General features: G+C 57.5%; 13 protein-coding genes and 1 tRNA gene. 3 read left to right on the top strand and 11 right to left on the bottom strand.

The features are described from left to right. Positions 1-3: 3 nt before the first annotated feature. The 10 genes from nuoF to VIN96_RS08200 form a co-directional block, all read right to left on the bottom strand. Positions 4-1,305 carry an NADH-quinone oxidoreductase subunit NuoF gene (nuoF, locus tag VIN96_RS08245; protein WP_331895330.1) on the bottom strand — a complete coding sequence of 434 codons (1,302 nt, stop codon included), beginning with the start codon at positions 1,303-1,305 and terminating at the stop codon, positions 4-6. A gap of 3 nt (positions 1,306-1,308) precedes the next feature. After that, positions 1,309-1,896 (bottom strand): NADH-quinone oxidoreductase subunit NuoE, encoded by a 588-nt coding sequence (gene nuoE / locus VIN96_RS08240; protein WP_331895328.1) that lies wholly within the window; start codon positions 1,894-1,896, stop codon positions 1,309-1,311. Continuing rightward, on the bottom strand, positions 1,893-3,071 hold the full coding sequence (locus VIN96_RS08235) for an NADH-quinone oxidoreductase subunit D (RefSeq protein ID WP_331895327.1): 1,179 nt from the start codon (positions 3,069-3,071) through the stop codon (positions 1,893-1,895). The genes nuoE and VIN96_RS08235 overlap by 4 nt, the downstream gene beginning before the upstream one ends. Before the next feature lie 3 nt (positions 3,072-3,074). Then, positions 3,075-3,707: an NADH-quinone oxidoreductase subunit C gene (locus VIN96_RS08230; protein ID WP_331895326.1), complete on the bottom strand. Its 633-nt coding sequence runs from the start codon at positions 3,705-3,707 to the stop codon at positions 3,075-3,077. Between the two features lie 39 nt (positions 3,708-3,746). Beyond that, positions 3,747-4,292, bottom strand: a complete 546-nt coding sequence (locus tag VIN96_RS08225; protein ID WP_331895325.1) for an NADH-quinone oxidoreductase subunit B family protein — start codon at positions 4,290-4,292, stop codon at positions 3,747-3,749. After that, entirely contained in the window at positions 4,262-4,630 is a 369-nt protein-coding gene (locus tag VIN96_RS08220) for an NADH-quinone oxidoreductase subunit A (protein WP_331895324.1), read from the bottom strand. Before VIN96_RS08220 ends, VIN96_RS08225 begins: the two co-directional genes overlap by 31 nt. A gap of 452 nt (positions 4,631-5,082) precedes the next feature. Next, positions 5,083-5,159, bottom strand: a tRNA-Asp gene (locus VIN96_RS08215). Between the two features lie 276 nt (positions 5,160-5,435). Continuing rightward, positions 5,436-6,860, bottom strand: a complete 1,425-nt coding sequence (locus tag VIN96_RS08210) for an L-serine ammonia-lyase (RefSeq protein WP_331895323.1) — start codon at positions 6,858-6,860, stop codon at positions 5,436-5,438. Between the two features lie 265 nt (positions 6,861-7,125). Further along, positions 7,126-7,707: a HAMP domain-containing sensor histidine kinase gene (locus VIN96_RS08205; protein ID WP_331895322.1), complete on the bottom strand. Its 582-nt coding sequence runs from the start codon at positions 7,705-7,707 to the stop codon at positions 7,126-7,128. A gap of 71 nt (positions 7,708-7,778) precedes the next feature. Beyond that, a complete protein-coding gene (locus VIN96_RS08200; RefSeq protein WP_331895320.1) occupies positions 7,779-8,498 on the bottom strand; it encodes a HAMP domain-containing sensor histidine kinase in 720 nt (239 codons plus the stop codon). Between the two features lie 162 nt (positions 8,499-8,660). Between VIN96_RS08200 and VIN96_RS08195 the strand changes: the two genes are divergently transcribed. Then, positions 8,661-9,455 carry a FecR family protein gene (locus VIN96_RS08195; RefSeq protein WP_331895318.1) on the top strand — a complete coding sequence of 265 codons (795 nt, stop codon included), beginning with the start codon at positions 8,661-8,663 and terminating at the stop codon, positions 9,453-9,455. 41 nt (positions 9,456-9,496) lie between these two features. Here the strand turns inward: VIN96_RS08195 and VIN96_RS08190 are convergent, their stop codons facing one another. Beyond that, the gene (locus VIN96_RS08190; RefSeq protein WP_331895317.1) at positions 9,497-10,222 is read right to left on the bottom strand and encodes a hypothetical protein; all 726 of its coding nucleotides are present in this window, start codon (positions 10,220-10,222) and stop codon (positions 9,497-9,499) included. Positions 10,223-10,607: 385 nt separating this feature from the next. Here VIN96_RS08190 and VIN96_RS08185 point away from each other — a divergent pair, with 385 nt between their 5' ends. Both VIN96_RS08185 and VIN96_RS08180 read left to right on the top strand, forming a co-directional pair. Further along, a complete protein-coding gene (locus tag VIN96_RS08185) occupies positions 10,608-11,210 on the top strand; it encodes a hypothetical protein (protein ID WP_331895316.1) in 603 nt (200 codons plus the stop codon). Next, positions 11,207-12,826: a hypothetical protein gene (locus tag VIN96_RS08180; RefSeq protein WP_331895315.1), complete on the top strand. Its 1,620-nt coding sequence runs from the start codon at positions 11,207-11,209 to the stop codon at positions 12,824-12,826. Before VIN96_RS08185 ends, VIN96_RS08180 begins: the two co-directional genes overlap by 4 nt. Positions 12,827-12,847: the final 21 nt, after the last annotated feature.

The raw sequence follows: 12,847 nt of genomic DNA, 5'->3' as shown, positions 1-12,847 counted from the left end.
TAATTATTCCGCAGCGCGATCGGGCGCGTCGGCCTGGGTTCCAGCTTTTTCCAAGATGCGAGCTTCCATTTCCGGGCGGAAATGGCGGATCAGACCTTGAATTGGCCAAGCGGCCGCGTCGCCGAGAGCGCAAATGGTGTGCCCTTCGATCCTGCGGGTGACATCTTCGAGCAAGTCGATTTCATCGATGTGGGCGTTGCCCTCGCTAATACGTTCCATCATGCGCCACATCCACCCGGTGCCCTCGCGGCACGGCGTGCATTGGCCGCAGCTTTCGTGTTTGTAAAACGCGCTCAAGCGGGTGATGGCACGCACGATGTCGGTGGACTGGTCCATGACGATCACCGCCGCCGTGCCGAGGCCCGAACCGTGTTCTTTCAAGCCGTCGTAATCCATCAACGCGCCGTCGCATTGGCCTTTGGTCATCACCGGAACGGACGAACCGCCAGGGATAACGCCCTTGAGGTTGTTCCACCCGCCGATCACGCCGCCGCAATGCTTTTCGAGCATTTCCTTCATCGGAACGCCCATGGCTTCTTCGAAGGTGCACGGATTGTTGACATGGCCGGACACGCAAAACAGCTTGGTGCCGGTGTTGTTTTCCCGTCCGATGCCCGCGAACCAGGCCCCGCCGCGACGCAGGATTTCCGGCACCACGGCGATGGATTCGACGTTGTTGACGGTGGTCGGGCAGCCGTACAGGCCGCAGTTGGCGGGGAACGGCGGTTTCAAGCGCGGTTGGCCTTTTTTGCCTTCCAGGCTTTCGATCAACGCGCTTTCCTCGCCGCAGATGTACGCACCCGCGCCGAGATGGACGTAGATGTCGAAGTCATAACCCGATTTGCAGGCGTTCTTGCCCACCAATCCTGCCGCATAGGCTTCGTCGATGGCGCGTTGCAGGGCTTCGGCCTCGCGGTAGAACTCGCCGCGCACATAGATGTAACAGGTGTGCGCACCGATGCCGACGGACGCCAACAGCGCGCCTTCGACCAGCTTGTGCGGTTCGGAACGGAGGATTTCGCGGTCCTTACAGGTGCCCGGTTCGCCTTCGTCAGCGTTGATCACCAGGTAATGCGGACGGCCGTCGGTTTCTTTGGGCATGAAGGACCACTTCATACCGGTACCGAAACCTGCGCCGCCACGGCCGCGCAGACCCGATGCCTTCATTTCCTCGACGATCCACTCGCGGCCTTTTTTGATCAGGCTCGCGGTTTTGTCCCAATCGCCACGCGATTGCGCGCCTTTCAGGCCGACATCGTGAATGCCGTAGATGTTGGTGAAGATACGATCGCGATCGTGCAGCATGGCTCAGTCCTCCCCGGTCAACGTGGTGAGGCCGCCCGCGGGCTGACAGCCCACGCGTTTGCCTGCTTGCGAACCCGGCGTCGGCGTTTCGCCACGGGCAAAGGCGTCGAGCACCTTTTCCGTGCTGGCCGCATCCAGGTCTTCGTAATAATCGTCGCCGATCTGCATCATCGGAGCGTTGACACACGCGCCCAGGCATTCGACTTCCAACAGCGTGAACATGCCGTCCGGCGTGGTTTCGCCGTTTTCGATGCCGAGCTTTTTCTTGCACACCTTGAACACGTCGTCGGAGCCCTTGAGCAGGCACGAAATGTTGGTGCACACCTGGACGAAGTTTTTGCCCACGGGTTTGAGGTTGTACATGGTGTAGAAGGTCGCGACCTCGTAGACGCGCATCGGCGCGAGGCCGACCATTTCGGCGACCACGTCCATGGCCGCGCGCGGCAGCCAGTTGTCGTTTTGGCGTTGCGCCAAGGTCAACAGCGGCATGGTGGCGCTGGCTTCACGGCCTTCGGGATACTTGGCCATAATGGCCTTGGCAGCCTCCAGGTTTTCCGCCGTAAAGGCGAAGGTCTCAGCGTGTTCACTCATCGGTCGATCTCACCAAACACAATATCAATGGAACCGATCACGGCGACGGCGTCGGCCAACATGTGGCCTTCGCACATCATGTCCATGGCTTGCAGATGGGCGAAGCCCGGCGCACGGATTTTGCAGCGATACGGTTTGTTGGTGCCGTCCGACACCAAGAAGACGGCAAACTCGCCCTTGGGCGCTTCGACCGCGGTGTAGGTCTCGCCCGCCGGAACGTGCATGCCTTCGGTCATCAGCTTGAAGTGATGGATCAACGCTTCCATCGAAGTCTTCATGTCAGCACGGGGTGGCGGCGCGACCTTGCGGTTTTCCGTAATCGACGGGCCATCAGGCATGTTTTCAATGGCTTGACGCATGATCTTGAGAGATTCCCTCATCTCCATCATGCGCACCAAGTAACGATCGTAACAGTCGCCGTTCTTGCCCACGGGAATGTCGAAATCCATTTTGGCGTAGGCGTCGTAAGGCTGCGACTTACGCAGATCCCAAGCCATGCCGCTGGCGCGCAGGTTGGGGCCGGTAAAGCCCCAGTCGAGGGCCTTTTCCTGGCTGACCGTGGCGATGTCGACGGTGCGCTGCTTGAAGATGCGGTTTTCGGTCAGCAGCGTTTCCATGTCGTCGATCATCTGAGGGAATGCATCGATCCACTTCAAGATGTCTTCGGCTAGACCGTCAGGCATATCGCGAGCCACGCCGCCGACGCGGAAGTAGTTCATGTGCATGCGCGCGCCGGACACCCGTTCGCAGAATTCCATCAACCGTTCGCGGTCTTCGAAGCTCCACAGCATCGGCGTCATCGCGCCAACGTCCATGGCGTACGAGGACACGTTCAAGATGTGGTTCAAAATGCGGCCGATTTCGCAAAACAACACGCGGATGTACTGGGCGCGTTCAGGAACCTCGACGCCCAGCAGCTTTTCCGCCGCCAGCACGAAGGCATGTTCCTGGTTTTGCGGCGCGACGTAGTCGAGACGATCGAAATACGGCGTCGCCTGCTGGTAGGTCTTGTTTTCAATCAGCTTTTCGGTGCCGCGATGGAGCAGACCGATGTGCGGATCGGCGCGGTCGATGATTTCGCCGTCCATCTCCAACACCATACGCAGCACACCGTGCGCCGCCGGGTGCTGGGGGCCGAAGTTCAGCGTCATGTTTTTGATTTGGTTCTGAGCCATGACTTAAGCGCCCTCCCCATTGCCATTTTGTTCGGCTTTTTCGTCGCCGGGCAGCATGCTCGGCTGACCTTCCCAGGGGCTGAGGAAATCAAAACTGCGGAATTCCTGGGTCAGTTTCACCGGCTCGTAGACGACGCGCTTTTTCTCGTCGTCGTAGCGCATCTCGACAAAGCCCGACAACGGGAAGTCCTTGCGCAGCGGATGACCTTCGAAACCGTAATCGGTGAGAATGCGGCGCAGATCGGGATTGCCGGTGAACGGCACGCCGAACAGGTCCCAGCATTCGCGCTCGAACCAGCCGGCGGTGGAAAACACCTCGACCACGCTCGGCACCGCCTCGCCCGCCGTGCGCACCTTGACGCGGATGCGGCGGTTCAGCGTCATGGAGAGCAGGTTGTAGACGACCTCGAATCGCTCTTCGCGTTCGGGGTAATCGACGCCGCACAGGTCCACCAACTGCTTGAACTGGCAATTGACGTTGTCGCGCAGATAGGTGAGCACGCGCACGATGTCGTTGCGCTGCACCTGAATGGACAATTCGCCACGGGTTTCGCTCATGCTCAAGGTCGCGTCCACGACGGACGCACCCAAAGCTTCCGTGACGATCTCTTTCAATTCTTCAAGGGCTGGATCCATAGGTCCAAAAACTCCCGATCTCTTGCTCGTCTGCGCGACTTAACGAAACAGCGTGCCTGTCCGTTTGATTTTCTTCTGCAATTGCATGATGCCGTAAATCAGCGCTTCCGCCGTCGGCGGGCACCCCGGCACATAGATGTCCACCGGCACAACGCGATCGCAGCCGCGCACCACCGAATAGGAATAATGATAGTAGCCGCCGCCGTTGGCGCACGAGCCCATGGAGATCACCCAGCGCGGTTCCGACATCTGGTCGTAGACCTTGCGGAACGCCGGGGCCATCTTGTTGGTCAGCGTGCCGGCGACGATGATCACGTCGGACTGGCGCGGGCTGGGACGCGGCACGACGCCGAATCGGTCCAGATCGTAACGGCTGACATAGGCGTGAATCATTTCCACCGCGCAGCACGCCAGACCGAAGGTCATCGGCCACATCGAGCCGGTGCGCACGTAATTGACCAGCTTGTCGACGTTGGCGACAACGAAACCGCGTTCGTTCAGTTCGTCGGCGACTTGGGACAAAAGCGCGTCTTGATCAGCGCCCGGTTTGGTTTCTACTCCCATTCCAAAGCCCCTTTCTTCCATTCATAGACAAAGCCGATGGTCAGTACGGCGAGGAAAATCATCATCGACCAGAAACCGAACAGGCCGATGGAGCCTAAGTTGGCCGCCCACGGAAACAGGAACGCGACTTCCAAATCGAAAATGATGAACAAGATGGCCACCAGATAGAATCGCACATCGAATTTAATGCGCGCGTCTTCGAACGCCTCGAATCCGCATTCGTAGGCCGAATCTTTTTCCGGGTCCGGCTTTTGGCGTCCAATGAGCCAGCTGGCGGCGACCATGAAGACCGACATCACGCCAGCAATGCCCAAGAACACCAGGACCGGAAAGTAATCAGATAAAAGCGCGTCGCTCATGCACAGGCTCCCACAGGGGAGCCCCATGAACCGTAGCGCCATTTGTCGCGCATTCAGATCCCGCCAACGAACGCGTTTGGCGCGTTACACTGGTTTTCACAAGGCGCAAAAATGGTCTCACAGTCATAGGATTTTGGAACTCCCCAGGACGTTCCGTTGAAAAAATTCAGTATGTCAGCAGCAGATGCGCACGTTTGTTTTTTGTATCGCATGCATCCATACCTCCCCACGAGGTGTAGAAGCTTTATAGGCTATTTCCTTGCAGCAACATATCCCCGATTGGGTAGGGCCAGACTACCCCGTTTACAGGGCCGTTCAAGTCAAGAATGCGTGTTGGGGATGTTTTTTTGTGCGCCGCAACAAGAAGCCGCACGCGAAGGGTGAAAGAGTGTCCGAAAAACAAAAAACCGCAACCCGAAGGTCGCGGTTTTTGGAGGAGACGGCGCCTAGAATGGCGGGAGTGACGGGACTCGAACCCGCGGCCTCCGGCGTGACAGGCCGGCGCTCTAACCAACTGAGCTACACCCCCTTCGCCGTTCTCGTTCTTCGCGTTGCGAAGGTCGGTGTGAACCAGCCTTGCCGCCCGAAGACGCGTCTATGTAATGCAGCCCCCGCCGGGCGTCAAGCGTTGTGCGGACGCTTTTGTGAAAAAAATGAAACAGCGGCGATTTTGTAAGGCTTTCGCGACGTTCTATGAAAATTTTGCAGCTCTTTTCAGGGCCTGAACCCAGCCAAAAACCAAGTCGTTACGGTCGGTTGGCGGAAAAAAGTGCGCGAAACTCGAATCAACCGCGACAAAAATCGCTCAACATTCGACCACGTTGACGGCCAAACCGCCTTGGGAGGTTTCTTTGTACTTCGATTGCATGTCCAGGCCGGTCTGGCGCATGGTTTCGATCACTTGATCGAGGCTGACGAAATGCGCGCCGTCGCCTTTGAGCGCCAAGCGTGCGGCGTTGATGGCTTTGACCGCGCCCATGGCGTTGCGTTCGATGCAGGGAATTTGCACCAGCCCGCCGATGGGATCGCAGGTCAGGCCCAAATTGTGCTCCATGCCGATTTCGGCGGCGTTTTCGATCTGTTCGTTGGTGCCGCCAAGCGCAGCAGTCAAGCCGCCTGCCGCCATCGAGCACGCCACCCCGACTTCGCCTTGGCAGCCGACTTCGGCCCCGGAAATCGACGCGCGGGTCTTGTACAGCACGCCGATCGCCGCCGCGGTGAGCAGAAAGGACCGGATACCGTCGCGTGCGGTGGGCGCACGATGGGGGCAAAAACGCTCGTAGTAGCGAATCACCGCCGGAATGATGCCCGCCGCCCCGTTGGTCGGCGCCGTCACCACCCGTCCGCCGGAAGCGTTTTCCTCGTTCACCGCCAAGGCATACAGGTTGACCCAGTCCATGATGGTCAGCGGGTCGCGCAGATTGCGTTCCGAATTGGCGTTGAGATCCGTGAGCAGTTTTTTCGCCCGCCGCGGCACATTGAGCCCGCCCGGTAAATTGCCCTCGCCTTGCAGACCGTGCTCGATGCAATCGTCCATGACCTGATGGATTCGGTCGAGAAAGGTGAACGTCTCGGCCTCTTCGCGCCACGCCGTTTCATTGATGAGCATGATTTGGGCGATGGAAAGGTTCTCTTCGCGGCCAATGCGCAGCAATTCTTCGGCCGACGAAAATGGGTAGCGAATGCGCACGTTGTCGCCGGTGATATAAGCGTCGGCTTCCGAATCGCCGTCGGCCACCACAAAACCGCCGCCGATGGAATAGAACGTCTTGCTTTTGATGGTGTCGCCGGCCCCGTCCATGGCGTCGAAGCGCATCGCGTTGGTGTGGCGCGCCAAGACCTCGTGGTCGAGAAACACGATATCCGCGTCTGGATCGAAGGAAATGTCCTTCTGCCCGCCCAAAAGCAGGCCTTTGCGCGCGGTGATATCCGCGACGATGTTTTCCACCTCGTGCGCTTCGATGGTCCGTGGGCGCTTGCCCGACAACCCCAGCAACAAAGCCTTGTCGGTGTGGTGACCGCGCCCGGTCAGCGCCAAGGACCCGTACAAAGTCACGCGCACATGATGAACCCGCTGCACATCGCCCTGCTCGCCCAGTTCCGTGACAAACCGGTAAGCCGCGCGCATCGGCCCCACCGTGTGCGAGCTGGATGGTCCGATGCCGATGGAAAACAGATCCACAACGCTGAGGTTGGCGTGGTTGTCGGTTGCGGTCGGCGGCTGGGTCATTGCGGTCGGTCTTTCCGGACAGTCAAATGTGAGTTTATTTTGTTTCACAGTGCATGGCGCTGTTATTTTTTATTCAAACACAGTTTACCGTTTCGCGCATCTGTCCATTTAGACAAAAGAAATCGCGCCGCCGTTACGCGGAAGGAATGCGAATACAGGCCACGGTGCCGCCTTGGGGCGCGTTTTCGATTTGCAAAACTCCGCCCAACAGCGCGGCCTTGTCACGCACCAACTGCACCCCCTTGCCCCAGCCCTTTTGGTCCGATCACGCCGACGAGGTGGTCATCGAGGCACCTTGCAACATGTGCATCACGATCGAGGCCGGGATCCCCTTTCCGGTGTCCTGAATGACCAAAATCAGGCCTTTGCTGCGCACATCGACCTCGCCTTTGATTTTCACCATCCCTCCCTTGGGGGTGAATTTCAAGGCGTTCGAGATGAGGTTAGAAAGCATTTCGTACAGCAGCACCGGATCGGTGACGAGAACCGGAAAATTTTGCGCGATCTCGTTGACCAACCGAATGCCGCGGGCTTCGGCGTCGGCCTCGAAGTTTTTGACGATTTCGTTGCTGAAAGCGGTGAAATCGACATTTTCCTTCTTCACCCGCGCCGTGCCGCTGACGGCTTCGTCGAGCACACGCTCGGTGATTTGCAACAAACGCTTGGTCGATGTGTGCAGGCGCTCGGCGAAATCCTTGACTTGAAGAGGCGTCAGCTCGACCTCCCCATCACCTTTGAGAAACGATGTGTATCCCAGCATGGCCGTCAACGGCGTGCGAATTTCGTGAGCGAATTCGCTGAGCAATTCCATGCCCCGCTGTTTGTCGGGAGAGGTCTCATCGCTCATGAGCGGCGCCTTTTCTGCACATTGCGATTTATAGCCGCAATACTACACGCGAACGGGCATTGAGCTGAAAACTATTTTGTGCTGGGCATGCGAATGCACGCAACGGTACCGCCGCTCATGGCATTTTCGATTTCCAACGTGCCGCCGAGCAATTTGACCTTGTCGTGAACGAACTTGATGCCTTGCCCCCAGCCCTTGCGATCGGAATGGGCATAGGACGTCGTCACCGCGCCGCCTTTCATCAAACTCATCAAGATCGTCGCCGGGATGCCTTTACCGGTGTCTTGGACAATGAGAATCAAGCCGTCGTTTTTATAATCCCGCTCGCCTTTGACCGTCACCACACCGCCCTTAGGCGTGAATTTGATGGCGTTGCTGATGAGGTTGGACATGATCTCGTACAACACCACCGGATCGGTGTGCAAAACTGGGAAATCTTCGGCAATGGCGTAGTTCAAGGTGATGCCGCGTTCTTGCGCATCGACTTCGAAGGTGCGGATGATTTCCGGGCAGAAGCTGTGAAAATCAATGTCTTCCTTGTTCACCGAGGCTTGGCCCTGGATGGCCTGATCCAAAACCCGTTCGCACACTTGCAGCAGACGGCGTGTCGAAACATTGATGCGGTCGGCATAATCGAAAATGCGATCTTCCGACAAAGGCTGCGGCAGCGCGCCTTTCTTCATCATCGCCGAAAACCCCAGCATGGCGTTGAGCGGCGTGCGAATTTCATGAGCGAACTCGCGCAGAAGTTCCATCTCGAGCTGTTTCTCGGTTGATTTCGTCTCACTCATGACCGTCTCACTCGCATTTTCGTTGTGCAGATACTAATCCATTTGCATGGCCCTGAACACTTAAAGATACAAATCGACAAGCTGAAATAAACGTCACAAAGGCGTATAATGTATGACGAAAGAGTTCTCTGGTTTTTTGCTCTCTGCATTTAGGAGGTCAGCATGAAACATTTCAGAGCAAACACATTTTGGCGGCACCTAAAAGCTGTACTCACCGCCTTCGTCGGCTTGATCGTTTTGGTCCAAGCCCCCGTATGTCAGGCGACAGAAACCGTCGGCAAAGTCGTTAAGCAGCGCATGGATGCGTACGGTACCGCGCCGGGTCAAAGCCGCGAACGCAAGTTTCCGCGCTACAACGTGGTCTTCGGTGAATTGATCGAAACCGATGGCGGCGCCGCGATTTTGATCGAGATGAACGACGACACGGAGTTGTTCCTGGGCGAACGCGCCAGTCTGGTCATTGACGAATTCGTCTACGATCCCGGCAGCGCATCCATGAGAGCGGTCTACAACTTCACCCTTGGCACGTTGCGATTCGTTTCTGGTAAGATGGCCAACGATGGCATTTCGATCGTCACCCCCAGCGCCGCCATCGGCTTGCGCGGCTCTGACGCGGTGATTTTCGTCACGCCCGACGGCGGCACCATCATCAATGTCCTTGAAGGCACCTTTACGGTGAGATCGCGTGAAACCGCCGACGGCCCCGTCATCGACGTCGGAGCGAAAGAAAATGTCTCCATTGCGCGTGGCGGGACGATCACGCCCATTAGCGAGGGTCTGCAATTGCCCGATTACACGCACGAATTCGAGGCAAAAACCCCGGACTATAGCGACGATTATTACGATCTAACCGTCGGCGGCGCATTTGAAAGTGCGCGCCCCGGAAAAGTAACCGGCAGCGCCGGTGCCGATGAAGGACACGGCGACGGCGGCGGTCATCACGATGCGGCGGACTAATCGTGGACTAATCGTTTAGAGCCCCAAAGAGCCCCGGCATGTCACCGCACATCCTTGACCCATTTTGTGCACTTGGCGTCTTCGAGTTGGTAGTTCGTGGGGGTATCGATTTTGTCATGCAACGGGATCGAAAAGAGATACATCTCCTGAATCAATTCCCTGAGCACGGCGTTCACCAAGTCGCGATATGCCTGCACTCCCTGGCTTTGCTGGCGGACGACCGCCACGCCGGATTTCGCCAGCTTTGTTTCCAACCTTTGCTTCAACGTCGCGCCAAATTTTTCCATCGCCTTGCGGTTGATTTGCACATGAGTGCGTTCATGGGCATACACGACCTTGTATTCGCACGAACTGGGCGCATAGATCCGCGGGATGAATACCGCATGTTCGACGTAGCCAAAGTTGAGGGTCAATTCCTTGGCGCTATAACAGAAAGTGCCGCTGCTCTTAACCCAGTAAGGCGCAAATGAGAAATTTCCGCCCAACTTGGCCCGGGTCAGGCCACGGATCACGCTATTTGGGCCACCCGGCGCATGCCAACCGTTCAGTCCCCCGCCGACGGATTTGGCCCGTACGCCGAACATGCGGTTGATTTCGGTGATGGTGTTGGCGTGCTGCAGTTTGGCCGGTGGGTTGAGCAAATTGACCGTAATCTTGGTTTTCGCCATCTTAGGACAGCTTTTGGCCAGAGCGGTATTAGCCCCAAGCACCATCATCGCCCCAAACCCTGCCACTGCGATCACCTTGATCGAACGTCCGATATTCATCTGCCCCCTCGCGCAAGCCTGATATACCATTAGCGCAAGCCTGATATACCATTAGGCGATTATTCTATACCTGTACGACCATGACAACACACCATTCGGCGCGAAAGCCCATCGCATTTTCACAATGAACCAGGCACAAAAAAAGCGGCGCACATGGCGCCGCCTTTGAAATTATGGTGGGCGGTGACGGGATCGAACCGCCGACCCTCTCGGTGTAAACGACGCCAACCTAAAGCAAACCTTACCAAACCTGTCCAAACCTACATTTTCCTGAATGGCGGAATTGCGCGCTTTTTCAAGCGTGCCGAAATCGTTTTGCAAACTGGTTTGCAAAACCCCTGCCTGATTGCGCCCGGCTCAACCTTCCTAACCTGGGAGGTGTGCCATGTCTGAGCGCGGACGCCCTGGATACATTACCCTCACCCTGGAAATGCCCATTGAGGTAGCTGAATGGCTTTCAACCAACGCTGACCGCCTAGGCCAAGCCGCACGAATCGCCGCCGCTAAGCAGGAACGTGCATCCGAAGAACACCAGCGCCAGCAGGTTGAACGCATCCGGCAACGTGACACCGAACACGAACGCCTGGGCCGTATCGGCTACCGCCATCATCGACAGGCTGGCAGCGGAACCAAAATTGTCGGCAACCGCGAAACCACCCGCACCATTGCGAACCTTCTCGGCGTGGACTGGTATCTGCTGGAACTGGTCAGCGTCCGTTTCAAACGCACCCTGCATTGCAAGGTCCGCATCCGTCGCGCACGCGAAATCAAACGCCTTTACGACAATGGGCAAAGCAACCAGCAAATCGCCGCCCGTTACCGTGTTCATCCGGTCACGGTTGCGAACATTCTCCGGGACGCCAAAGAGGCCACTTTTCCCTTAGCTAAGGAAAACTCCAATTCTCAGGGAGCGGTCCCCGAGAGCGCCCCCCTTGCTCCCCAGGTCATTTCCTGGGAGGCTATCAAACAAGTCGGGATGCGCGCATGAGCGGTCTCCCTGGCAACAAATTCAGTTTTGCCCGCGGGGAGGTAGTAGCCCCTGTGGGATTTTGGGAGCGCGGCTCCGAGGCCTCGGGTTTCATCCCGCCCTCGGGCCGCTCTTTCACCCCTCCCCCCCCTGCCCCGGTTTCTGCGAGCGCCCCCGATCAAAGCCGCGCTCCTAAAACCGCTGCTACTTCGCCGTCAGGCGAAACCCACTCTCTCCCCCTCTCTGTTGCCCAAGGCATGGGCAACGCCCTGCCCCTGCCCAAGCAGAACACCAAAGCGGACGACTTCGGATGGAAGGCAGGCCCAAAAGAAATCTCGTGCAAAGAAATCAATGAAAGCCTGATCGGGCGAGAGGTTGCGCGAGACACCTACCTTGATGGCCGCATCCGTGAACGCCAGCTTCGCGAACAGTCCGAAGCCATCATCGAGCGTTTGGAGCGCATGGGTATTCAAGGACGGTTGACCCGTGGCGATACGGCAGTGGTCGGCCTCGTGTCCGGCCAAGCGGAACTGGCGACGGACTATCGGAACTGCAACCTGATCCCCTACCAGCAATCGCGCAACGTTCACACCATGCTCAAGAACGTCCGGTATTTGGTCGACACCACCAAAGCCAAGCGTATGCGCATGCTCGTTGTCTCTGCGGGCTGGTGCCGACTGGAAAGCTACCGCGAGCACCACAAGGCGCACACCCGGCGCATGTCCAAATTTGCGGCACATCCGAAGCTCAAAGACTTCGGGATTGAGGTGCAGTTCTACAACGTCGAGAACACGATCCACCGTGCCGACGATGGCGCGGCCATGATGAACTTGCACAGCCATGTTCTGTTTCGCAGCAACCGTTACCTGGGCAAACAGAAGTGGACTGAGTTTCTGGACTTCGCCAAAGGCTACTTCCCCAAAGGATATGTCCACGACAGCAAAATCCAGAAGGCCAATGAGGTGGTGAAGTATTGCTTCAAGCCCGCCGAGTTTGACCTGCTGAGCGACGACGAATTTGCGGAACTGTTCCATCAAGTTTCCGGTGGCCGTCCGAAGTTTGATCCGGAAACGGGCGAGGTCGAAACCCGCAAAGGTGAGAACGGTGAATTGATCGCCGTACACGAAGGCCCGCTCAAATTCTTTCATCCCCTGGGAGCGCTCCGGGAATTCCGTTCAACGCTCCACAAGAACCGCCAAAACCTGATCCAAGTTCCTACGGTTGATGGCCGGTGGATTTGGCGTTTGACGGAACGCAAGGAACGCCAGCCGCGCCCCGAAAGCGAAGCGGGCGAACGTCCGAATGTTGTCCTGGCTATCACCCGCCCCATGCCGAAATTTACGCGACGCATGGAACCGTGTGTGATCGTCCATGACTACACTGGAAACTTCGAAGAGATGGTCACTGCAAACGGCTTAGAAGGCGTCGTGAGCGAAGCCAAGAGCATTTTTGCCAAACGGGAGGCAGAAGAGAAGAAGGCCGCTCAGAAGGCAAATACGGACTCCCAGGGCGCAAGCCCCTCTATGCAGCACACTACAACGACAACTGTCCCAGAACGGAACGCTCCCTCGTGGGGACAAGACTGGTCGCCTCCCCCTCAGAACCCGCATGGGCATGCGGGAGGACGGCTCCAATGAACAAAACAGGTTTTCAAGTCC

The organism is Magnetovibrio sp. (assembly GCF_036568125.1).
Classification (GTDB): domain Bacteria; phylum Pseudomonadota; class Alphaproteobacteria; order Rhodospirillales; family Magnetovibrionaceae; genus Magnetovibrio.
The sequence above is the reverse complement of the archived record's forward strand: the minus strand, read 5'-3'. Positions and strand labels throughout refer to the sequence as shown.